The following is a 23,058-nucleotide window of genomic DNA, read 5'->3' on the forward strand; positions in this document are numbered from 1 at the left end:
CAAAAGTACTATTAATAGAACTTTAGATTTTTAGATCTTTCACCCAGGCATTATGCAACATCGCACCCGAGAACGTCGTGGCTACGACTACATCATCGTCGGCGCGGGATCGGCCGGCTCCCTGCTGGCCAACCGCCTGACGGCGAATCCGGCCGTGCGCGTCCTGTTGCTGGAAGCCGGGGGACCGGACCGCAACTTCTGGCTGCGCCTGCCGGTGGGCTACTTCAAAACCATTTACGACGAGCGCTTCTCACGGGTCTTCCGAGCCGAAGGCGGGGCCGCGCTTCAAGGGCGCAAGATTGCCTGGCCGCGCGGCCGCGTGCTGGGTGGATCCAGCTCCATCAACGGCCTGATTTACACGCGCGGCCAGAAGGAAGATTTCGACGGCTGGGCCGAGGCGGGCGCCCATGGCTGGGACTATCAGTCCGTGCTGCCCTTCTTCAAACGCTCCGAGTGCTATAGCGGCCCGCCCACGCCCTACCACGGCACCGAAGGGGAATTGGGCGTTTCGCCTTTGCGCAACGACCATCCCTATTGCCAGTCATGGTTGCAGGCGGCGCAGGCCTTCGGGCTGCCCGGCAACGCAGACTTCAATGGCGAAACCGATTACGGCGTCGGCAATTACCAGCTGACGCTGAAGGGCCGTTGGCGCTCGAGTGCCGCGGCCGCCTTCCTCCGGCCGGTGCTCGGCCGCCCCAATCTGACGGTGATCACGCGGGCTCAGGTAAGCCGGGTACTGTTCGAGAACCGGCGCGCAGTGGGCGTGGAATGGATAAGCGATCGCCAGGTGGAGAAAGCCACAGCCGACTGCGAAGTCATCGTGTCCGCCGGCGCCATCCAGTCCCCACAGATCCTGCAGCTGTCAGGCGTGGGGTCCGCCAGCCTGCTGCGCAGGATGGGCATACCGGTGGTGGCCGATGCCGCAGGGGTAGGCGCGAACCTGCAGGATCATTACCAGGCGCGCACGATCGTCAGGCTCAAGACACGGAAGTCGCTGAACAACGATGTGCGCAATCCGCTCAGGCTGGCCTCGATGGGCCTGGACTGGCTGCTGTACGGGCGAGGTCCCCTTACGGTGGGCGCGGGCCAGGCGGGCGGCTTCGCCCGCACCCGGCACGCCGTCGGCACGCGCAGCGATATCCAGTTCGCCATCATGCCCTTGTCGGTGGACAAACCCGGCGAGCCCCTGCACCGGTTCGCGGGATTCACCGCCAGCGCCTGCCAGTGCCGCCCGGCATCGCGCGGCAGCGTGGAAATTACGTCCACCGATCCGTTCGCGGCGCCGCGTATCCAGGCCAACTACCTGGCCGAAGAGATCGACCGCCAGACGCTGGCGGATGGCCTGCGCATGTTGACGGAAATCTATGCGCAAGCACCCTTCCGGGACCTCGTCGACGCGCCGGTGCTCCCATCGCAAAAGCAGTTCTCGAACCGCGATCTGCTGCGATTCGCCTGCGAGCACGGCAGCACCATTTTCCATCCAAGCGGCACGTGCCGGATGGGCAGCGACGGTATGGCGGTGGTGGATCCCTCGCTGCAGGTCAATGGCGTGTCGGGCCTGCGCGTTATCGACGCCTCGGTCATGCCCAGCGTGACATCGGCCAACATCAACGCGCCCACCATCATGATTGCCGAAAAAGGCGCGAGCCTGGTCCTGGCAGCGGCCGGCGCGCATCCAAGCCACTCCGGAAATTCCCAATGAAATACACCTACGGCAACCTCGTCGATGGCGCCTGGCATCAGGCCGGCCCGACATTCACTACCCTGAACCCGGCACGCCCCGCGGAGACGATCGGACAATACAACCTGGCCGATATCGCGCTGGTGGAGAGCGCCGCGGCCGCGGCAGCCCGGGCGGCACGGGAGTGGCGCCGGCTGACGGTCGCCCAGCGCTGCGACCTGCTGTCCCTGTACATCGACGCCATCGAGGCCCGACGCGATGCCCTGGCCGAGGCCATTACGGCGGAACAGGGCAAGACGGTGCAGGAGAGCCGGGGCGAAGTGGCCAAGGCGTGCTCGGAAAGCCGCTACATGCTGCAGCATGCCATGGCCGAGGGCGGCTCCCGCCATGCCGCATCGTTGCGGCCGGGCGTGCGGAACCTGGTGGTGCGCCGCCCTCGCGGGGTCATCGCCGCCATCACGCCGTGGAATTTCCCGGTCATGACGCCCATGCGCAAGATCGCGCCGGCCCTGGCTTTCGGCAATGCCATTATCGTCAAGCCGTCCGAGTTCACGCCCGCCGCCGCTTGCCTGCTGGGCGACATCGCGGCGGACATTCTGCCCAAGGCGCTGGTGCAGGTCATCCATGGCGGTCCGGAGATCGGCCACGCCCTGGTCAGCCATCCCGGCATACACGGCGTGACTTTCACCGGCTCGGTGGCCACGGGCAAGCGCATCCTCGCTGCCACCGCAACCAACCTGGCCGAGGTTTCGCTGGAACTGGGTGGCAAGAACGCCGCGGTCATCCATGACGCGGACGACCTGGAGGCCTGCCTGGACCAGGTCGCGCAGGCCGCCATGATGTGCTCCGGCCAGCGCTGCACCGCGGTCAGCCGCGTACTGGCGCGGCGGGAGCTGCATGCCGGAGTCGCCGCCGGGCTGGCGCAACGCATGGCGGCAATGCGCCTGGGAGAGGGATGCGATCCACGCACCCACATTGGCCCCATGACGCATCGCGCCCAACTGGACCACGTCAGCCGATCGGTGCAGCAGGCGAGACAGGACGGCGCGTCGGTCGTCACGGGCGGCGTCGCGGTCGAGGTGCCGGGCTGCGAGGGCGGCTATTTCTACGCCCCGACCCTGCTGGACCAGGTGCAGCCCGGCTCGGCGGCGGCCCGGGAAGAAATCTTCGGACCGGTCGTCAGCCTGATCCCCTACGACACGCTGGACGAGGCGTTATGCCTGCTCAACGAAGTGGAATACGGCCTAACGGCCGCGCTATTCTCCAATGACGCTCGTGTCATCGCCCGCTTCGTCGATGAGTGCGAGACCGGCATGCTGCATATCAACCATGGCACGACGCCGGACAGCAATATGCCCTTCGGCGGCGTCAAGGCCTCGGGTGTCGGTGCGTATTCGGTGGGTCCCGGCGCCGCGGCCTTCTATACCACCGAACATTCCGTGTACCTGGGACGATGATGGACGGGATCGCGCTTCAATCCATACAGGCATCCGTCTACCGCGTGCCGGTCCCGACGCCCGTGCAGACCTCCTTCGGCGTATTGCGGGACCGCGCCGCGGTCGTGGTGCGCATTCTCGACGAGGATGGCATCGTCGGCTGGGGAGAAGTGTGGTGCAACTTTCCCACGGTGGGCGCCGAGCATCGTGCACGCCTGCTGATCGAAACCGCCGCCCCGCTTGCCCTGGCCGCGCCCTGGGCATCGCCCGCGGATTGTCATGCCACCCTGTCCCGCGCGCTCCATGTGCTGGCGGTGCAATCCGGCGAACCCGGTCCGGTGGCGCAGGTCCTCGCCGGGATGGACATCGCCATGTGGGATCTATGGGCCAAACGGCGCGAACTGCCGCTATGGCGCCTGCTGGGCGGCGAATCGGATCGCGTGGCGGTCTACGCCTCCGGCCTGAACCCCACCGCGCCCGAACGGCTGGCGGCCGAGAAAGCGGCCGCCGGCTACACGGCATTCAAGCTCAAGGTGGGTTTCGGTGCCGACATCGATGACGCCAATCTGCGCAACTTGCGCGGCACCCTGGGCGAGACCGCCACGTTGATGGCCGACGCCAACCAGGCCTGGGACCTGGCACAGGCCCGCGCCATGATCGCGCGGCTGAGCCGGTTCGACCTGCTTTGGATGGAAGAGCCGATACGCGCCGACGCGGCCATGGAAGATTGGCGTGCCCTGGCGCGCGACAGCGAAATCCCGCTGGCCGCCGGGGAAAACTTCCGCGCCGACGATTTCGAACGGTTCATGGATTCAGGCACGTTGAAGGTCCTGCAGCCCGACCTGGCGAAATGGGGCGGCTTCTCGCGTTGCATCGCGCTGCGCGAGCCGGCGAACCGGGCCGGCTCGTGGCTGTGCCCGCATTGGCCGGGCGGCGGGATCGGCATGCGGGCGGCCTTGCACTTCAAGGCCGCCGTCGGCGGCCCAGGTTATGCCGAGATCGACGCCAATCCGAATCCCTTGCGCGAGCGCCTGGCCGGCGGACTGCCCGCCGTGCGGGACGGCGCGATGCAGCTCGGCGACGCGCCCGGCCTGGGCGCCGATCCGGACCTGGACGCCATCGCCCCATTTCTGGTGGCGGAACAGACGGCAGGCCGTACGCACATCCGATGAGGACCGATATGAACAAGCAACCCAACATCATTCTGATCATGACGGACCAGCAGCGCTTCGACACCATAGGCGCGCTGGGCGCGCCATGGATGAAGACACCGGTCCTGGACAAGATGGCGCGCGAAGGCGCTGCCTTCGACAATTGCTACGTGACCTCGCCGGTCTGCGTGGGCTCGCGCGCCAGCCTGTTCCAGGGCATGTATCCGCATGCCACGGGCGTATTCACCAACTTCCATCCCTGGGAACCGACCTGGGTCGACTCGCTGGCGGACGCGGGCTACCACTGCGTGAACATCGGCAAGATGCACATCAACCCCTACGACGCCAAGGGAGGATTCCATCAGCGCTTCTTCGTCGAGAACAAGGACCGCCCGCTGTTCCTGGATGAGCACACGCGCGCGCTGTACGACGAATGGGACAAAGCCCTGCACGCGCGCAAGTTGCAGAAGCCCAGCCGCTATACGCGCCACAAGGCGGATCCGACAGGCTACAAACGCGCCCTGGGGGCTTTCCCCTGGGACATGGACGAAGACATGCATTCGGACATGTTCATCGGCGACCACGCCACATGGTGGCTGAAAGAACGCCAGTCGCAGAACCCGCTGTTCCTGCAGATCGGCTTTCCCGGACCGCATCCTCCGTACGACCCCTTGCCCCGCTACCTGGACATGTACCGGGACGTCGACATCCCCGTGCCGGAACCCACGGCGCGGGAGCTTGCCGCGCAGCCGCCCATGCACGCGACCTTGCGCGGCAACATGATCCGCAGCAACTACGACTCGGTCGCGTGGAAGGAACAGGCCAGCAAAGAGGAACTGCTGCGCGTCCGGCGCCATTACGCGGCGAACGTCAGCATGATAGACAGCCAGGTCGGCCAGATCATGGCGATGCTGGATGAAAAAGGCTACCTGGACAACGCCCTGGTCATCTTCACCTCCGATCACGGCGACGCGCTGGGCGACCATGGACATATCCAGAAATGGACGATGTACGACTGCTCCGTGCGCGTGCCGCTCATCCTCTGGTCGAAGTCCATGGTGAAACCCCGGCAATCCGACGCGCTGGTCCAACTGATGGATCTTGCGCCCACGATCCTGGAATCGGCCGGCGTGCCGGTGCCGCCTTCCTTCGAGGCCCGGTCCTTGTGGCCCATCCTGCGCGACGAGGCGAAGGACATCCGCTCGGCGGTATACGCGGAACTGGCCCGCGACCACATACAGACCGGCGCGGAATACATGGTGATGTGCCGCGATGCGAAATGGAAGATCGTCTACTACCTGGGTGAAACGGCGGGCGAACTCTACGACATGGAGCAGGACCCGGGCGAGCTGAACAACCTGTGGACCGCGCCCGAACACCAGGCCATGAAGGAACGGATGATCAAGGATCTGCTGGAGTGGTCGCTGCGCGGCGCGATCGGCAGCCGGCAACATCCGGCTTTGAAGCCGCAGCAGCCGATGCTCGTCTAGGCCGACGGGCATCGGCAAAAAACAACGAATCGAAAGGAGACAAATCATGAAACGAATCGCACTGGCGGCGCTGCTTGCGCTGATCGCAGGCACAAACGCTGCCGCGGTCCACGCGCAGGCGGCCTTCCCTTCCCGTCCCGTGAGCCTGGTGGTTCCGTTCCCCGCGGGCGGGGTGGTGGATGTCGTGGCCCGCATGGTGGGCCAGAAGATGGCCGACGCCCTGGGCACATCCGTGATCGTGGAAAACAAGCCCGGCGCGGGTGGCACCATCGGCGCGGCCTATGTTTCCCGGGCAAAGCCGGACGGCTATACCGTGTTGATGGGTGGATCCGCGACGCAGGTGTTCGGCCCGGCCCTGTACAAAAACCTGCCCTATAACGCGCAAACCGACTTCGTGCCCATCGGCCAGATCAGCTCGGGCCCGCTGGTCGTGGTGGTCGGACCGAAGGTCAAGGCGGACACCGTGCCGGAGCTTGTTTCCTATTTGAAGTCGCAGCAGGAAAAGGCCTTCTACGGCAGTAACGGCAACGGCACCTTTCCCCATCTGGCAGGGGAACTCTTCAAGCAATACAACGGTTTGTCGACCACGCATATTCCCTACAGTGGCGGCCCCGCGGCCATGACGGCATTGGTCGCCGGAGACATTGCCTTCTCCATCAACCACATTCCCGTCGTCCAGGGGCTCGTGAAGGGAAACAAGATACGCGCGCTGGCCACGACGGGCGCCAAGCGCTCGGTTGCCTTCCCCAACCTGCCCACGCTGGACGAGATCGGCATCAAGGGGTTCGAGGCAAGCGCGTGGTGGGGATTGTTCGCGCCGGCCGATACGCCCGCGCCCATCGTCGACAAGCTGAATACCGCCCTGAAGATGGCGCTGGAGGACAAATCGGTGCAGGCCAGCCTGGCCGCCCAGGGCGACGAGGTGCGCTACAGCAGTCCTCGCGATTTCGGCCGATTCGTCAAGGCCGAGACCGACAAATGGACGCAGGTCGTGAAATCGGCGGATCTGAAGATCGACTAGGGATCGACCGGGTCCTGCCAACACTGGACGGAGCCTCGCGCTGGCGAGGCCCGGCCCTACTCCAGCGGCGCGAAATATCGCGAATCGAGCATGACCCGCCGCGCAATGCCGACCAGGGCCTCTATCCCTTCGGACAGGGACGCGTTGCGGTACGCCGCGCATATCTGCAACGGCTTGAACGGCGTCGCCTGCCGATAGCTCACGACAGAACCGCGCTGGATTTCATTGCGCAGGATGCACGTGGGCAGCACGCCGACGCCCACGCCCGCGGCCACCAGCCGCCCCAGCATGGCCAGGCTATTGCAGGTACTGACCCGCAGCCCCTGCCCGCCTTCCCTTTCCCACCAGTTGACCATCATCTCGTGCAGGGGCGAGGGCTCCGGCATGCAAAGAATGGTGAGTCTCGACAGCGATACAGGATCGACGAACGCGTCCGGCAGCGAGGTGGAGCGGCTTCCCATCCAGGCCAACGGCGCGAGCGCCAACGGCTCCACATGCGTGCCGGTCAAATGGCCGGGGTCGGCCAGGATCGCCAGGTCCAGCCGGTTATGCGCCAGGCCGTCCAGCAGCACAAAACTATTGCTGACCGTCAATTCAACCTTGAGGCGAGGGTAGCGCTCGCCCAGCAGCGTCACGATCTTCGGCAGCACGGCGATGGCGATGGTCTCCGAAGACCCCACTCTGAGCGTGCCGTGCAGAGGGTCGCCCGTGCGCAGGCGGGTTTCCAGTTCGTCCAGCAGCCGCAGTATTTCGTCGGTGTAGTGCACGGCGACGGCACCCGCGGCGCTCAGCCTGGCCGCGCGCCCGTCCCGCTCGAAGAGCTTGGTGCCCAGGGCGTCCTCCAACTCGCGTACCCGTAAAGAGACCGTGGGCTGGGTGACGTTCATGTGCCTCGCGGCCGCCTGGAACGAGCCCAGTTTCGTAATGGCCGCCAATGCCTCGATCTGGGCCAGGGAATACCGACGCATCAGTTTTTCCTATGAAATCTGCCTAAAAACTTTAATTAGTTTAATAAATGACGCGTTGCTAGGATACGCGCACCAGCCTGGAGCATCGATTTCCGACTCTCGATCGCGCTCCGGGCCTGGCTCAGGAGACAAGGCAATGACCAAGACAAAACAACTGCGCGCCGCGATCCAGGCGCCGCAAATCCTCGTGCAGCCCGGAGTATTCGACGGCTTCAGCGCGCGTTTGGTGGAGCACATGGGTTTTCCCACGGCCTTCATTACAGGCAGTGGGGTAAGCGAGAGCCGCCTCGGCCAGGTCGATGTGGGCATCATGGGCATGGAAGAGAATGTGGCCGCCGTACGCAGCATTGCCGCCTGCTCGAATCTCGCGCTGCTGGCCGACGGGGATACCGGCTACGGTAATGCGATCAACGCCTATCACACGGTCCGCGCGTTCGAACGCGCCGGCGCGGCGGGCATCATGCTGGAGGACCAGGCCTGGCCCAAGCGCTGCGGCCACATGCGCGGCAAAGAGGTCATTCCCCAGGACGAAATGGTGCAGAAGCTGCGCGCCGCCTGCGAGGCGCGCACCGACCCGGACTTCGTGATCAAGTCGCGCACCGATACGCTGGCCACCCATGGCCTGGACGAAGTCATCCGGCGCCTGAATGCCTACGCGGAAGCCGGGGCGGACCTGCTGTTCGCCGATGCGCTGCTGGATGCGGGACAGATCCGTACGGTGGCGGCCAATGTGCCCAAGCCGCTTTGCGTGAACATGGGGTTCGGTATTCGCCAGCGCTCGACGACGCCGCTGTTGTCCGCCGCGCAATTGCAGGACCTGGGGGTGGCGGTTGTCATCTATCCGCGCCTGCTGACGGCCTGCGCGTTGGCCGGCATGAAAAAAGGCCTGGAAATACTGGGCCGGTCGCTTGCGACCGGCCAGCCCGAGGATCGCCCGGACGCCGCGCTGAGCTTCGAAGAACTGAACGACATCATGGGGATGGCGGAGGTCAAAGGCCTGGAAGAGAAGTTCCTGACCGACGATCAGAAGGCCGCGAAGTACGGCGGCGAGCCGGTCGGCGCGGTCCACGCCACGACGAAGGCGGCAGGCCATGCATAGCCCGGCCATTGCCTCCGGCGCATTGCCCCCAGGTTCGGTCGACTGCCATGCCCACGTGATCAGGAAGGATCTGCCTTTGGTCAGCGAGCGGCATTCGCAGCCAGGCCGCGATGCAACCGTCGAGGACTATCTGGATACGCTCACCGCCCACGGGGTGGCTTATGGCCTGCTTACCGCGCCGAGTTTCTACGGACCCGATAACCGGGTCCTGCTGGAAGCGCTGCGGGCATCCCAAGGCAGGTTGCGCGGCACGGCGATCGTGCAGCCCGATATCGACGAAGCCTCTCTGGCATCCATGCAGCGGGAGGGCGTGTGCGGCATCCGGCTGAATTGGGTGAAGCGGCACGCGATCCCGGATATCCGGTCCCGGGAATACGAGGGCCTGCTGGCGAAGGCCAGGAACCTGGGCCTGCATATCGAGGTGTATCTGGAAGGCGAATACCTGGCGCCCGTCCTGGCCGCCCTTCGCGCCAGCGGGGTGCGCACGGTGATAGACCATTTTGGCAATCCGCCCGGCAACGAGGGCGAACACAGCGAGGGTTTCGTGGCCTTGCTGGACGCGTTGGAAGCCGGGAATACATGGGTGAAGCTATCGGCGCCATTCCGCCTGCGCGGCAGCGATGCGCGGGTTCTAGCAACGCGTATCGTCGAGCGGTCGAACGGCGAGCGCGCCCTGTGGGCGACGGATTGGCCATGGGTGGGCCATGAGGACGCGGTGACGTACCGGCAATGTATCGAAGGACTTTTCGAATGCGTGCCGGATGGCGGCATCCGCAACCGGATCCTGACGAAGAACGCATACGAAGCGTTTGGATTCGGCGAGTAGCAAGGCGCGCGCCGGCCTGGCGCGTGGCATTTTCAATTCAGTACCCATCGAGGAGACAACACGATGAGAAAGCATAAGCTTCTGGTCGCCGCATTTTTTTCAATGATCCTGGGCGCGGGCAATGCCGCGCTGGCCGGCGACACCATAAAGATGATCATTCCGACCGCGCCCGGCGGCGGGACGGACTCCCTTTTCCGGGCCGCCGCGCGTTACGCGGAACCCTATCTGGATGCGACTATCGTCGTGCAGAATGTCGGCGGCGCGGGCGGCGCGATAGGCGTGGGCCAATTGGTGCGTTCGAAGCCGGACGGCCTGACCATGGCGGGAGTCTGGATGGGCCCCATTACCGTGGCGCCGCATTCCATCCCGACGACCTATGGGCTGGACGACTACATTCCCGTTATCCAGCTGGATGCCGCCCCCTACGTGCTTTGCGTACGCAAGGATTTTCCGGCCAACAATGGCAAGGAAATGCTCGAGCAGCTCAAAGCCCAGCCTGGCCACTACACCTTCGGCACCGACGGGGTAGCGGGCCCCGGCCAGTTGGCGGCCGAGCGCGTCTTCCAGGCCTTCGGGGTGAAGGCGCGCGACATTCCCTACCGCGGCGCGGGTGAGAGCATGACCGCCCTGATGGGGAAAGTGGTCGATATCTACGTGGGCTCGGTCCCGCCCGCGGTTGCGATGGAAAAAGCGGGCGAGGTCAAGTGCCTGCTTGCCACGAGCGCCGATCCCGTGAAGGCCCTGCCGCAGGCCACGAGCTTGACCGCCCTGGGAATTCCCGAGAAGGAAACGCTGCTGTGGCACGGAATCGTCGTACCCGCCGGCACTCCCGATGCACGGGTGGAGCATATCGCCGACGCCTTCGAAAAGGCCGCAAACACGCCGGAAATGGTCAAGTTCTTCGAGACGGCAGGCGTCGAAAAGAAGATCCTGCGCCGCAAGGCGTTCGCCGCGCACATCCGCAAGGAATACGCGGAGCTGGGCCAGCTCGTCAAGGAATTGGGCCTGCAGAAGCAATGATGCGGCATGGGCGCGGCCGCGACGCGCCCATGCGGGTCCCTTCTCCACCTCTCGCCTTGTCGGGAGAATTCGCCTTTCCGCGCGCGGTTTCCTAGAATGGAACGTCACGACATAACAAGCCCGCCCCGAAGGCATGGCGCGGCGAGACAAAGGAGGACGTATGAGCGGAAGATTGTCTGGAAAGGTCGCCGTCGTATTCGGCGCCGGCTCCATCGGGCCCGGCTGGGGCAACGGCAAGGCGTCGGCGGTAAAGTACGCGCGCGAAGGCGCCCGAGTGGTGGTCATCGATATCGAGCTCGCGGCCGCGAGCGAAACCGCCGCGATCATCGACGGCGAAGGCGGCCAGGCACAAGCTCTGGCGTGCGACGTGACGGATCCGGCGCAGGTGGCCGAGCTGGTCCCAGCCATTATCCGTGGCCACGGGCGTATCGATATCCTGCATAACAATGTGGGCGCGCCTATCATGGGCCGCATCGAGGACATCCCCATCGCCGACTGGGATCGCGCCCAGGACCTGAACCTGAGGGGCACCTTCCTGACCTGCCGCGCCGTGCTGCCCCATATGAAGGAAAACCGCGGCGGGGTCATCACGAATATCTCGTCGATCGCGGCGATACGCCACACGGGATATCCGTACGCCGCCTATTGCGCAAGCAAGGCGGGACTGAATCAACTGACCGTATCCATCGCACTGGAATACGCCCCTTTCGGCATACGGGCCAATACCATCATGCCCGGCATGATGGACACCCCGCATATCTACCAGGCCATCGTCGGCCAATACGAGGACGACCGGCAGGCCATGGTGGCGCAGCGTTCCGCCCTTTGCCCGATGGGCCGCATGGGCACGGGCTGGGACGTGGCCAACGCCGCGGCCTTCCTGGCCTCGGACGAAGCGGGATACATCACCGGGGTGAACCTGCCGGTGGATGGCGGCATCACTTGCCGCATATAGCGCCACGGGAGCCGCCGCAGGTCTTTTTAAGCGGAGCACCGCTAGAATTCCGGGGCAAACCCATCGTCGCCGCAAGGCGTCACGTCCGCCCTACTGCCCGTGCCCGCCTCCTTCCCAGGTAAACCCCAAGCAACCCGATCCACCCCGGACCCGCGCCGGGACGACCGCATCGACCCGCAGGTATGGAAAATCGCCGGGGTGGTCATGCTGGCCCCGCTGATGGCGCAACTCGATTCCACCGTGGTCAACGTATCGCTGTCGACCCTGGCGTCCGAACTGAATACCAGCCTGACCACCATCCAATGGGTTTCCAGCGGCTACCTGCTGGCGCTCGCGCTGACCCTGCCGTTGACCGGCTGGCTGGTGGATCGCCTTGGCGCCAAGCGGGTGTACCTGATCTGCTTTTCGATATTCACGCTGACTTCGCTGTTCTGCGGTATCGCGACGGACGCCAACAGCCTGATCGTGTCGCGGGTCCTGCAAGGCATGGCCGGCGGTCTGTTGACCCCCATGTCGCAGATGATGATGGCGCGCACGGCGGGACGCCACATGGCGCGAGTCATGGGGTTCGCGGTCATGCCGGTGATGATCGGTCCCATCCTGGGGCCGACCCTGGCCGGGCTGATCCTGCAGCATGCCGGGTGGCCGTGGATCTTCCTGGTCAACCTTCCCGTGGGCATACTGGCAACCCTGCTTGCGTGGCGCGTGCTGCCGCCGGACCGGGACCTGCGCGTGCGGCGCAACTTCGATGCCCTCGGCTTCATCATGCTCGCGCCCGCGCTGGCGATGCTGCTGCACAGCCTGGAGACCCTGGCCAGCGCGGAGGGTTCATCCAACGGAGACGGCATCCGTGTGGAGCTGGGCGTCGCCGTACTGCTGCTTCTGGCCTTCCTGTGGCACGCCGCGCGCCGCGGCGCGTCCGCCTTGATCGATATCCGCCTATTCCGCGCGCGCTCGTTCGCGCCCTCGGCCGCCACGCAGTTCCTATCGAACTGTATGACCTACGGCGGGCAGTTGCTGTTCCCCCTGTACCTGATCGCCGCGCGCGGCTACAGCCCCTCGCGCGCCGGCATCCTGCTGGCCGCCATGGGCATCGGCCTGCTGTGCGCCTTTCCCTGGATGGGCCGCCTGACGGATCGCTTCGGCTCGCGCCGCGTGTCCACGGCCGGCGCGCTGATCGGGCTGGCGGGCACCCTGCCCTTTGTGCTGGTCAGCGTCTACGACCTGCCGGACATCGTGATTTGCCTGCTGCTTTGGGTCCGCGGCGTGGGATTGGGGTCGATCAATATACCTTCGATGTCGTCCGCCTATGCCGGCATCCCCAAGGACAAGCTGCCGGTCGCCACGACGGCGCTGAACATCGTGCAGCGGCTCGGCGGTCCCATCGCCACGACCTGCCTGGCGATCTGGCTGCACGCCAGCCTGGAGACTCACCGCGCCTCGCAGGGTTCGGCGTTTTCCAGCACATTCGCCGTATTCTGCGCGATACATGCGCTGGGCGTGGTGGCGGCGCTCACGATTCCGGCGCGGCGCGCGTAGTAGTTCCGATGAGGGCCAGCCGCGCACTTAATCGATCAGCAGTGGTTCGGTGTTCCGGATCTGTTCGATGAAATGCCGCACGGCGGGGGAACGCTCGTGGCGGCGGTAAAGCGCGGCAATGGAGGACGGGATGCCAGGCCCGGCGACCTGCCGGAACACCACATCCGGCAAGGCGATGACGCGCTTGACTACGCTCGGCAGAACCGCCACGCCCGCTCCCAGCGATACGTGGGTCAGGACAGACAGCAAAGAACCCGGCACCGCGGCGATGCGCGGTGCGAAGCGGCCGCGCCGTGCAACTTCGCGCAAGCCGAGATCCTGCTCCGGGACAATGAACGCTTCCTTCGCCAGGTCGCGCGCGCGGATCGGCTCGCCGCCTGGGCGCCCGCCGTCGGCCAGCCGGTGACCGGACGGCAATGCCAGACAGAAATCATCCCTGACGAGCACATGACTGGCGATTGCAGCGGGTAGCGATACGGGCAGCCGGACGAAACCGATGTCGACGGTTCCGGCCTCCAGGCGTCCCGGCAATTGGTCCATGGGCAGCTCGCTGGCATTGAGCATGACGTCGGGCCAGGCCGCGCGAAAGCGGCGCATCTGGTCCTGCAGGACGCCGGTAAAGGCGGCCGAGCCTACGTGCCCCAATTCGACCCGCCCCACCTGGCCGCGGCCGGCGCGCCGGCCGACATTGACGGCGCGGTCGTAGCGCTCGAGGACGGCGACGGTTTCCGCCAGAAAAGCCTCGCCCGCCGGCGTCAGGGCGACCGAGCGTTTGGTCCGATTGAACAGGCGGGCCTGCAGCGCCCGCTCCAGTTCCTGGACTTGCAACGTCAGCGTGGACGAGGACACGCCCAGCATTTCCGCCGCGCGCGCGAAATGCAGTTCGCGCGCGGCAACGACGAAGGCACGGAGGTGGCGTAGCTCCAAGGAAGCTCCAGTATTCGATTTTCCTGAATTATTTTGCCGCACTGCTCTATTGAACTCAATTACCGACGGATGATGCAATGGCATGGACGGGTCACGGCATACGCCGTGACGGATGATAAGGAGTTCCCATGTACAAATTCGGTTGTGCCCTCCTGCTGGGGGCGCTTGCATGGCCCATGGGCGCTCGGACAGCCAATGCGGCAGAGCTGGCGACACAGCCCGTCCTGACACTGGCGGCCGCACGGCAAGTGGCCGAGGCCGCCGAGGAAAAAGCCAGGACCTCTGGATGGCCTGGCGTCATTGCGGTGACCGACAGCGCCGGCCTGCCGATCCTGTTGATCCGCATGGACGGCGCCGCCGTGCCGGCCGGCGTCGAACTGGCACCGGGCAAGGCAAGAACCGCTGCCCTATTCCGTCGCGCGACCGGTGCGCTGGAAGATGCGGTCAACGGGCAACGCCCCGCCGCGATCACGGCACGCGGCTTCGTGCTTATGCGCGGCGGCCTGCCGCTCGTAGTCGATGGACAAACCGTGGGCGCTATCGGCGTATCGGCGGATACACCGCAGCACGATGAAGAAATCGCGCGGGCTGGCGTGGCGGCGTTGAAATGAAGCCGGCCGATCCGCCGGCGCCGCATGGACGCGGAGGCCGGTCATGGAAACCGTAATGGAGGGACGGCCCGCCCGGGGCGGAACAGCCGTACTGCTGATCGCCTCGCTCGGTTGCGCGATGACGGTGCTCGACACCAACGTCGTGGGTATCGTCCTGCCGACCATCGCGCGCGACCTGGGGGCGTCTTTCGCCGAGGTCGAATGGGTCATCAGCGCCTATGTGCTGTGTTTCGCGTCCTTGCTGCTGCCGGCCGGAACGATCGCCGACCGCTTCGAACGCAAGCGGGTGTTCCTGTGCGGCATCGCGCTATTCGCGCTGACTTCCCTTGTCTGCGGACTGGCGCCGTCGGCGCCCGCGCTGTACGCGGCCCGCGCGGCGCAAGGCGCGGGGTCGGCTTTCCTGCTGGCGCCGGCGCTGGCGATCGTCGGACATGCGTTCCATGACGAAGGCGCGCGTGGACGCGCGTGGGCAGTCTGGGGGGGCATCATGGGCTTGACCATGGTCCTGTCCCCGCTGTTGGGCGGCATCGTCAACAGCGTGCTGGGATGGCGCTGGGCCTTCTATGCCAACGTGCCGATCTGCGCGATGCTCGGGATCGCGGTGCTGCGCCGGGTGGACGAATCGCGCGACCCGACACCGCGCCCCCTTGATTTTCCGGGGATCGCGCTCTTCGCCGCGGCCATGTTCGCCGTGACCTGGGCCTTGATACTCGGTCCCGGGCAAGGCTGGACCAGCGGCGCGGTGCTGGCGCGCGCCGCCGCCGGGGCGGCGCTGTTCGGGGCATTTTGCCTTGCCGAACGGCTGCGGCCGCACCCCATGCTGGATCTGGACCTGTTCGCCTCCCGGCCCTTCGTGGGAGCGGCCCTCGCCATGTTCGCCTACGCGGCCTCGGCGCAGGTCATGGCGTCCGTGCTGCCGCTGTTCCTGCAGAATGCGCGCGGACAAAGCGCATTGGCGGCGGGCGTCGGCATGCTGCCCTTTGCCCTGGCCATGCTGGTCTTCCCGCAGGTCGGGCGGCGTCTGTCCCCATGGCTGGACGGACCTGGCGTCCTGGCGCTGGGGCTGACCGTCGTTGCCCTGGGGAACATCGTCATGGCCTACGCCGCGCATCACACGGGACAGGCCGCGGTCGTCGCCGGCATGGCCCTGCTGGGTACCGGGGGAGGCTTGCTCAATGGCGAAACGCAGAAAGCCATCATGGGGACCGTGCCGCCGGACCGCGCCGGGATGGCATCCGGCATCAGTACCACCGCGCGTTTTTCGGGCATTCTGCTCGGATTCTCAGCACTGGGCGCCGTTCTGGCCAGCAATGCCGGCGCGGCGATACGGACGGGCATGACCGCTTCGGGCATCCACGTGGACGAGGCCTTCATCGGCCGCATCGTGGCCGGAGATATCCAGAGCGCTATCGCGGCCTATCCGCCAACCCTGTCGCGCACCCTGTGGGCGATCGCGCACGGCGCATACGCGGAAGGGTTTTCGCGCGCGTTCCTGCTGGCGGCGGGCACCGCGATGGGCTGCGCCGTTATCGTTTTCCTGGCCATGCGCAAGCCGCGGCGGCGCGATCGCGCGGGTACCGAGCGACGCGCGCCGGCGCGATAGACCGGTTGGAATGTTCAGGAAGGACTCGAAGGCCGCCCTGATTCGTTTTCCGCAATGTACTGTTCGATCACGGCGCGATAAGAGACATCGGGCTTGAGGCCCAGCGCCGCCGCGCGCGGGCTTTCGAAGCGCGCCGGCCATCCGCCCACGATGCGGGCGATGGCGGCATCGGGTACCGGCGTCACCAGGCCGGCGGTTTGGTCCCCGGCCACGGCCCGCAGAGCATCGAGCATCTGGCGCACACTGACCGTCAATGCGGGAAGATTGATCGCCGTGCGGCCACCCAGGGCTTCACGGTCCGCCTGCGCGACGGCCAGGATGCCCGCCACGGTATTGGCGGGCGACGCCAGCGCGACCTCTGTGTCCAGGCCGACCGGACATACCGCAGGAATGCCCGCCAAAGGCTCGCGGATAATTCCGGACAGGAAACTGGACGCCGCGCCGTTGGGGCGTCCGGGTCGCACGGACACCGTCATCAGGCGCGCCACGCGGCCGTCGACATAGCCCTTGCGGGTGCATTCCGCGATCAATTGTTCGCAGATGAACTTCTGCGTGCCATAACTGGACTGCGGCGTGGGCAGGGTATCGTCGCGGATCACCGCCGGCAGGGGAATGCCGGGATCCGAACCGAACACCGCGACCGAGCTCGAAAAGAACAGCACGGGCGGCCGCCCCGAGCGCAGCGCCTGCGCCCGCAGGCCGTCCAGCAGGGCGCGCGTCGTATCCAGGTTGGATCGCAGCCCCAGATCGAAATCCGCCTCGCATTCGGCCGACACCGCCGACGCGAGATGGAACACCGCGTCGTGCCCGGCCGCCAGCAAGGAGGGCATGCGTTCCAACAGGTCGCCGATGTCCGTCGTGACCCGGGCATCCGTGGCGACATCCGGGTGCGCCGGCGCGACGCGATCGGCCAACGTCAGGCTGGCAATGGGCCGCCCGCGGAAATGCCCCTGCTTCAATAAGGCGCGCGCCAGTTGCGTTCCGAGGAAACCGGCGCCGCCGGTGATCAGTATTTTCATCCCGTTGTCGGTCGCCATGGCGTCAGCTCCCCAGCCCGGCGGCCCGGACATCGCGCAGCCAGCCCAGCCCCGCCCGGGTGCCGGCGGCCGGCCGGTACTCGCAGCCTATCCAGCCGTCGTAGCCGACTTCGTCCAGGACGCGGAACAGATGCGGGAAGTTGACCTCGCCCGCATCCGGCTCGTGCCGGGCCGGCACGCCCGCAATCTGGATATGCCCCACCCGGCCTGTCGGAACATACTGGCGGATGCGCATCTCCAGATCGCCTTCGACGATCTGACAGTGGTAGAGATCCATCTGCACCTTCAGGTTGGCCGCGCCGATCTCTTCGACTACCGCATGCGCGTCGGCCTGGCGATTCAAAAAGTAGCCCGGAATGTCCCGCGTATTGATGGGCTCGATCACGACGTCGCGGCCCGCCCGGGCGGCGGCTTCCGCCGCCCACGCCAGGTTGCGCACGTACGTATCGCGCAAGCGGGCGCGATCCACGCCCTGGGGCGCCAGTCCGGCCATGGCATGCACGCGCGGGCAGGATAGTGCCTGCGCATAGTCCAGCGCCCGTCCGATGCTGTCGCGGAATTCCGCTTCGCGCCCCGGCAGGCACGCCAGCCCGCGTTCGCCGGCATCCTCGCGGCCCGGCGGGGCGTTGAACAGCGCCTGGGTCAATCCGTGCGCGGCCAGGCGCGCGGACAGCTCCCGGGCCGGCCAGGCATAGGGAAACAGGAACTCCACGCCTTTGAAGCCATCCTCGGCGGCGGCCTGGAAACGATCCAGGAAATCGTGTTCGGTGTAGAGCATGCTTAGATTCGCCGCGAACTTGATCATCGTGTCTCCTTACCATTGCGCCGCGAAATGCCGGCGCAGCTCTTCGATGCGGGATTCGGCCAGCGGCTGGGCGCGGCAATCGCCCAACAGCCATAGCCTGGCGGTTTCTTCGAGTTCTTCCAGTACGGCCATCGCGCCGGCCGGTGTTTCATGCCAGACCTGCGGTCCGAGGCGATCGCACATCACAGCGCGCAGTTGGCGGCCCTCGCCCGCATGCCGGGCGACCAAATCGGCGACGATATCCGCCACCGCGGGATCGCCGGGGCGGAGATAAGGCACCAGCGGCACGTGTCCGACCTTCATCACCTGGTACGGTGTCAGCGGCGGCAGGATATCGTCGTCGCGCCATACGCCCCGCAAGGTCAAAGCCACCAGATGGCGCGAATGCGTGTGCAGCACGCAGCCCGCATGGGGTGCCGCCTGGTAGATACGGCGGTGCAGCGCCAGGGTTTTACTGGCGCGGTCGCCGGCGCGCTGGACGCCGTCGTCCCCCACCCAGGCGAGCCGGGCGGGATCCAGGTTGCCAAGGCTGGCGTCGGTGGGTGTGATCAGGAATCCGCCGCCCGCCTGCGCGGAGACGCGCGCGCTGATATTGCCCGTGGTGCCATGCACATAGCCGCGCGCGTACAGGCTGCGGCCGATGCGGCAGATTTCTTCGCGCAGCGTTTTCAGATCGGTGTCCATTGGGTCTCCATGGCGCCGGCCGGCATCCATCCGCATGGGGCGCACTGGGGCCGGACGATCTTATCACCCGCCATCGGCGCCCGCGGGCACTGGCAGGCCCCCACGATGGCCATATCCGGCCGCCAACAATGAAAAAGCGCGGATGAAGAAATCGTCGGCGCCGAAGTTGCCGGACTTCAGCGCCACATGCAGCGCCGGCACGGAAGCATCGGTACCCCGCGCATGGCACCACGGCACCCCCGGATCGATCTGCGCGCCGATCTGCAATTGCGTCAGTCCCAACGCCTGCACGCAGGCACCCGATGTTTCGCCACCCGCCACGACCATCTGCCGCACGCCCGCCTGGACCAGGCCGTGCGCGATACGCGCCAGGGTCTCTTCGACCAGGGCCCCGGCGCGGTCCGCACCCAGGCTTGCCTGCACTTGCCGCACCGCGTCCGGCGGGGCGGAAGAATAGATCAGTACGGGCTCGCGCGCCACGCGCGGACGGGCCCACGCCAGGGCCCGTTCCACTTCGTCCATGGCCGGGTCCGCGCCCTGGAGCAGGCGCGCGGGATCGATCGCCAGGGCCGCGCCGCCGGCATCGATAAAGTGGCGGACCTGGCGCAACGTGGCCTGCGAGCAACTGCCCGAGACGATGGCCCGGGTGCCCACCGGCGGCGGCAGGCGCGCGGCCATGGGCGATGGCCGCAGGCCGAAATTCGCGGGCAAGCCGATCGCCAGCCCGGACCCGCCGGTTACCAGCGGCAGGTCGCGGACGGCTTCACCCAGGCGCAGCAGATCGTCATTGGAGATGGCGTCGACGATGGCCAGCCCGGTGCCGCCATGGCGCAGGTCATCGATACGCGCGTGGATGGCGGATACGCCCGCGGCCACCGTGCGGTAATCGATCAGTCCCACCGGGCGGCTGCTTTGCGCCTGCAGCACGCGCACCAGATTGGCATCGGTCATGGGCGTCAAGGGATGGTCGCGCATGCCGCTTTCGCTCAACAGCGCATCGCCGACGAACAAATACCCCTTGAAGACGGTGCGCTGGTTATCGGGAAATGCCGGGGTGGCGATGGTGAAATCGACGCCCAGCGCGGCCATCAGCGCCTCGGCCACCGGGCCGATATTGCCGCGCGGCGTACTGTCGAAGGTGGAGCAGTACTTGAAATAGATCTGCCCGGCGCCCTGCGCGCGCAGCCATTCGAGCGCGCGCAGCGACTGCGCGACGGCGTCTTCGGGCGGCGTGGTGCGGGACTTCAGCGCCACCACGACGGCCTCCATGCCTTCCATCGCGGGCGCGCCCTCCGGTACGCCGAAAGTCTGCACCGTGCGCATGCCGGCGCGCACCAGGTTATTGGCCAAATCGGTCGCGCCGGTGAAATCGTCGGCGATGCAGCCCAGGCGGATCATGGCTGTGCTCCGGGCAGCTGGATGCCTGGGAATATCTTGATGACGGCGCTGTCGTCTTCCGCCGCGTGGCCGGCGCTCGATGCCTGCATGAACATCTGATGGGCCGTCGCCGACAGCGGCAAGGGAAACTTGCTGGCGCGCGCCATATCCAGCACCAGGCCCAGGTCCTTGACGAAGATGTCCACCGACGACAGCGGCGTGTAGTCCGCCGCCAGGACATGGGCCATGCGGTTCTCGAACATCCAGCTGTTGCCGGCGCTATTCGTGATGACTTCGTACAGCGCTTCGGGATCCACGCCTTCGCGCAGGCCCAGCGCCATGGCCTCGGCGGCCGCGGCGATATGCACGCCGGCAAGCAGCTGGTTGATGATCTTCACCTTGCTGCCCGCGCCGGCGCGATCCCCCAGTTTGTAGACGCGCGCGGCCATGGCGTCGAACAGGTGCTCGCACTTGGCATAGGCCTGCGGCCGCGCCGCGGTCATCATGGTGATCTCGCCGCTGGCCGCGCGCGCCGCCCCGCCGGAAATCGGCGCGTCGACGTACAGCAGGCCCAAGGCCTCCAGGCGCGTTTCCATCGCCGCCGACCAGTTGGGGTCCACGGTTGAACACATGACGAATACCGACCCGGCCGCCATGGCAGCGGCGCAGCCCTGCTCGCCGAACAGCACCGATTCGGTTTGCGCCGCGTTGACGACCACTGAAATCACGGCCTCGCAGTGGCGGGCCAGCGCGGCCGGACTATCGTGCGCCTGGCCGCCTTCGCGGGCAAAAGCCGCCGCCACGTCGGGACGCACATCGTGCACATGCACGTCATGGCCCGCGCGGCGCAGCGAACGCGCCATGCCCGCGCCCATCGCGCCCAGGCCGATGACTCCGACGGACTGTTTTTTCATCGTGGTCTCCTCGTCTTGTATCGCCTTGCGGGGCCGGCGCGGTCGCGTCATCCCACCTGGCGCGGCCGGCTGCGCCCGCCTCCGCGTGCAAACGTAACACAGCACGTCGATCCACGGATGGCTTTGAACAAGACCCCGCATGGCCGACCTTGTCTGCCCTATCGGACAAGCTCGGCCATGCGATACGGCCAGAGACCCGCCGGACGCGGCTGCGTGGAGGATGGTCAGGCAAATGCCTTGCGCTGATCCAAGAGAAATGGCCGATCGATCTGGGCGGCCAATGACTCGATGTCACCGGCGCTCACGTGGGCGTGCGCGAAGTGTTGCTTCCACCCGGAGACGACTTTGCAAACCCGGCGAACCTGCTTCCTCGCCTCGTCTTTGTCGAGGCCGAACAGTTCGCACTCGGATAACGCGTTATCGAGCGTCGAGTCCCCCGCGTCCGCGCCGACTCGCATCTGCTGGAAGCCGAGGGCCTGTCCGGACGGCAGAACGTCGAAAGCGGGAGAGAGTTCGTATTCGCCACTTGGGGTCATCAACAGCACATGGTTTTTCTCATGATCGTCTGTGTTGTCCATCAGGATGTTGAACACCATGCGCCGAAAAATCTCTTGCATCTGCGCGACGTTCCGATTGCCCGCAGTCACCCCGCGCCTGCGCAGCAGCTGGGCGAGTTCCGGATACCCCAGTTCCTGCCTGGCTGCCTTCAGCGCTACATTCGCCGACAGGGCGTGCTTGCGCATGCCGTGTTCCCGATCGAAACGCTTCACGGCGACTGCGTGCCCGTGGCGCACCTTCACCGCTTGCGTAGGCGCAACATGAATGGCGGCGTTTACGGCAAGCGTCATCGTGGCGTGCTCCACCAGCGACATATCATGGAGTTCGCCGGGCTCGTTGAATTTCAATACCCATTGATGACCCTGCAGGTTCAACAGCGCCTTCGGACGCGCGCCTCCCAAGGTGGTACCGGGCGTGATCAGGCGGCGCTTCTGCTCATCCACCGGTTCGCCGTTCATGACCTGGCGCACCAGTTGCTCCATCTCGGCGGCGTCCGCGAGCCCCGGCAACGGGCCGGTGGATCGTGCGATGTATTGATCCGCGGAAACGGACACGCCCAGCGCACCGAAGCGCTCATCGCCCGCGTAGAACAGAAAGTCCAGCACCGAAAGACGGGGTGGCTTGTCCAGAAAGCGGATAAGGCGCTCGCCCCAGCGATCGGGGCGGGCATCGTCGACCGCGCCCGCGGCAGTTTCCTTTTCCCTGGGAGGAAGTTCGGCAGCAATCAGGGGCAGGTCTTCGCTAAGAGGAAAACCCGACTTCAGCCAGGCGGGAGCGTAGGTCAGCGACACGCCCTTTAACGCGCGCACGATACGCAATTCGCCGATCAGGCGCGGCGCATCGGGGTTTGCGAGCCACCACAAGTGGAGCATGTCCCCGGCCTGATAGTTCTTGATATCGAACTCGATCATGGTTCGGCGCCTTCGTCGTGATCGGATGGTCGTGCGACCTCGTACAGGACTGGCCGTTTGCGTATGGACCGGGCCTTGGCTGCGCGTACGGCATCCTCCAGGGCGCCTCGATCGTATTCGGGCGCCGCGAGCTCGACCAGCGCGTCGGATCGACCGACGAGCCACAATGCCGTGGCGTAAACACCCATGGAAACGCTCGGATCGCCCTTCTCCATGCGCATCAGCGTAGGCTCGGAAACGCCGATGCGCTGGGCCCAGGACTTTAATGGCTCGCGACGGCGTTTGCGGGCTATAGCGAGATTCTCTCCGAGCAAGCGCAGGTCCGCCAGCACGCCGGGCGGCATGGAATTGAGGGCGGCAGATCGCTTTGGCATATTTACATTTTAGTAAATTGCCAAAAAAACACAATTTTATGTTTGTTTAGAACGCCAGTCTGTCTATTCAC

Annotated in this window: 21 protein-coding genes; 12 read left to right on the forward strand and 9 right to left on the reverse strand. The window is 66.0% G+C overall.

Annotated elements, in window-relative coordinates; genetic code table 11:
* The first annotated feature begins 52 nt into the window (after positions 1–52).
* The 5 genes from ACO1P8_RS20245 to ACO1P8_RS20265 are packed head-to-tail and all read left to right on the forward strand — an operon-like array spanning position 53 to position 6,779.
* Positions 53–1,702, forward strand: a complete 1,650-nt coding sequence (locus ACO1P8_RS20245) for a GMC family oxidoreductase (protein ID WP_486297666.1) — start codon at positions 53–55, stop codon at positions 1,700–1,702.
* Positions 1,699–3,138, forward strand: a complete 1,440-nt coding sequence (locus ACO1P8_RS20250) for an aldehyde dehydrogenase family protein (protein WP_486297667.1) — start codon at positions 1,699–1,701, stop codon at positions 3,136–3,138. The genes ACO1P8_RS20245 and ACO1P8_RS20250 overlap by 4 nt, the downstream gene beginning before the upstream one ends.
* Positions 3,135–4,289, forward strand: a complete 1,155-nt coding sequence (locus ACO1P8_RS20255; RefSeq protein ID WP_486297668.1) for a mandelate racemase/muconate lactonizing enzyme family protein — start codon at positions 3,135–3,137, stop codon at positions 4,287–4,289. The genes ACO1P8_RS20250 and ACO1P8_RS20255 overlap by 4 nt, the downstream gene beginning before the upstream one ends.
* Positions 4,290–4,297: 8 nt before the next feature.
* Positions 4,298–5,758: a sulfatase family protein gene (locus ACO1P8_RS20260; RefSeq protein WP_486297669.1), complete on the forward strand. Its 1,461-nt coding sequence runs from the start codon at positions 4,298–4,300 to the stop codon at positions 5,756–5,758.
* Between the two features lie 46 nt (positions 5,759–5,804).
* Positions 5,805–6,779 (forward strand): Bug family tripartite tricarboxylate transporter substrate binding protein, encoded by a 975-nt coding sequence (locus ACO1P8_RS20265; RefSeq protein ID WP_486297670.1) that lies wholly within the window; start codon positions 5,805–5,807, stop codon positions 6,777–6,779.
* Between the two features lie 56 nt (positions 6,780–6,835).
* Here ACO1P8_RS20265 and ACO1P8_RS20270 read toward each other — a convergent pair whose 3' ends face one another.
* Complete coding sequence (locus ACO1P8_RS20270) at positions 6,836–7,747, reverse strand: LysR family transcriptional regulator (protein ID WP_486297671.1); 912 nt, start codon at positions 7,745–7,747, stop codon at positions 6,836–6,838.
* Between the two features lie 136 nt (positions 7,748–7,883).
* On the opposite strand from ACO1P8_RS20270, the gene ACO1P8_RS20275 reads away from it, so the two are divergent.
* From ACO1P8_RS20275 to ACO1P8_RS20295, 5 genes are all read left to right on the forward strand, one after another.
* The gene (locus ACO1P8_RS20275; RefSeq protein WP_486297672.1) at positions 7,884–8,846 is read left to right on the forward strand and encodes an isocitrate lyase/PEP mutase family protein; all 963 of its coding nucleotides are present in this window, start codon (positions 7,884–7,886) and stop codon (positions 8,844–8,846) included.
* Positions 8,839–9,672: an amidohydrolase family protein gene (locus ACO1P8_RS20280; RefSeq protein WP_486297673.1), complete on the forward strand. Its 834-nt coding sequence runs from the start codon at positions 8,839–8,841 to the stop codon at positions 9,670–9,672. Before ACO1P8_RS20275 ends, ACO1P8_RS20280 begins: the two co-directional genes overlap by 8 nt.
* Positions 9,673–9,735: 63 nt before the next feature.
* Positions 9,736–10,692, forward strand: a complete 957-nt coding sequence (locus ACO1P8_RS20285) for a Bug family tripartite tricarboxylate transporter substrate binding protein (RefSeq protein ID WP_486297674.1) — start codon at positions 9,736–9,738, stop codon at positions 10,690–10,692.
* Positions 10,693–10,852: 160 nt separating this feature from the next.
* Positions 10,853–11,647, forward strand: a complete 795-nt coding sequence (locus ACO1P8_RS20290) for an SDR family NAD(P)-dependent oxidoreductase (RefSeq protein WP_486297675.1) — start codon at positions 10,853–10,855, stop codon at positions 11,645–11,647.
* Between the two features lie 204 nt (positions 11,648–11,851).
* Complete coding sequence (locus tag ACO1P8_RS20295) at positions 11,852–13,186, forward strand: DHA2 family efflux MFS transporter permease subunit (RefSeq protein ID WP_486297676.1); 1,335 nt, start codon at positions 11,852–11,854, stop codon at positions 13,184–13,186.
* Between the two features lie 27 nt (positions 13,187–13,213).
* Here the strand turns inward: ACO1P8_RS20295 and ACO1P8_RS20300 are convergent, their stop codons facing one another.
* A complete protein-coding gene (locus ACO1P8_RS20300; RefSeq protein ID WP_486297677.1) occupies positions 13,214–14,113 on the reverse strand; it encodes a LysR family transcriptional regulator in 900 nt (299 codons plus the stop codon).
* A 128-nt stretch (positions 14,114–14,241) separates the two neighbouring features.
* On the opposite strand from ACO1P8_RS20300, the gene ACO1P8_RS20305 reads away from it, so the two are divergent.
* Positions 14,242–14,724 (forward strand): GlcG/HbpS family heme-binding protein, encoded by a 483-nt coding sequence (locus ACO1P8_RS20305; RefSeq protein WP_486297678.1) that lies wholly within the window; start codon positions 14,242–14,244, stop codon positions 14,722–14,724.
* 43 nt (positions 14,725–14,767) lie between these two features.
* Positions 14,768–16,327: an MFS transporter gene (locus ACO1P8_RS20310; protein WP_486297679.1), complete on the forward strand. Its 1,560-nt coding sequence runs from the start codon at positions 14,768–14,770 to the stop codon at positions 16,325–16,327.
* Between the two features lie 14 nt (positions 16,328–16,341).
* Here the strand turns inward: ACO1P8_RS20310 and denD are convergent, their stop codons facing one another.
* The 7 genes from denD to ACO1P8_RS20345 all read right to left on the reverse strand — a co-directional run bounded on the left by denD (position 16,342) and on the right by ACO1P8_RS20345 (position 22,987).
* Entirely contained in the window at positions 16,342–17,346 is a 1,005-nt protein-coding gene (gene denD / locus ACO1P8_RS20315; RefSeq protein WP_486297726.1) for a D-erythronate dehydrogenase, read from the reverse strand.
* Between the two features lie 22 nt (positions 17,347–17,368).
* Positions 17,369–18,169 carry a 2-oxo-tetronate isomerase gene (otnI, locus tag ACO1P8_RS20320; RefSeq protein WP_486297680.1) on the reverse strand — a complete coding sequence of 267 codons (801 nt, stop codon included), beginning with the start codon at positions 18,167–18,169 and terminating at the stop codon, positions 17,369–17,371.
* 9 nt (positions 18,170–18,178) lie between these two features.
* Positions 18,179–18,853, reverse strand: a complete 675-nt coding sequence (locus tag ACO1P8_RS20325; protein ID WP_486297681.1) for a class II aldolase/adducin family protein — start codon at positions 18,851–18,853, stop codon at positions 18,179–18,181.
* Positions 18,854–18,916: 63 nt separating this feature from the next.
* Complete coding sequence (gene otnK, locus ACO1P8_RS20330) at positions 18,917–20,251, reverse strand: 3-oxo-tetronate kinase (protein ID WP_486297682.1); 1,335 nt, start codon at positions 20,249–20,251, stop codon at positions 18,917–18,919.
* Positions 20,248–21,144 carry an L-threonate dehydrogenase gene (ltnD, locus tag ACO1P8_RS20335; RefSeq protein WP_486297683.1) on the reverse strand — a complete coding sequence of 299 codons (897 nt, stop codon included), beginning with the start codon at positions 21,142–21,144 and terminating at the stop codon, positions 20,248–20,250. Before ltnD ends, otnK begins: the two co-directional genes overlap by 4 nt.
* A 224-nt stretch (positions 21,145–21,368) precedes the next feature.
* A complete protein-coding gene (locus ACO1P8_RS20340) occupies positions 21,369–22,613 on the reverse strand; it encodes a type II toxin-antitoxin system HipA family toxin (protein WP_486297684.1) in 1,245 nt (414 codons plus the stop codon).
* Positions 22,610–22,987 carry a helix-turn-helix domain-containing protein gene (locus ACO1P8_RS20345; RefSeq protein WP_486297685.1) on the reverse strand — a complete coding sequence of 126 codons (378 nt, stop codon included), beginning with the start codon at positions 22,985–22,987 and terminating at the stop codon, positions 22,610–22,612. The genes ACO1P8_RS20340 and ACO1P8_RS20345 overlap by 4 nt, the downstream gene beginning before the upstream one ends.
* Between the last annotated feature and the right edge of the window lie 71 nt (positions 22,988–23,058).

It is taken from the genome of Bordetella sp. (assembly GCF_057362025.1).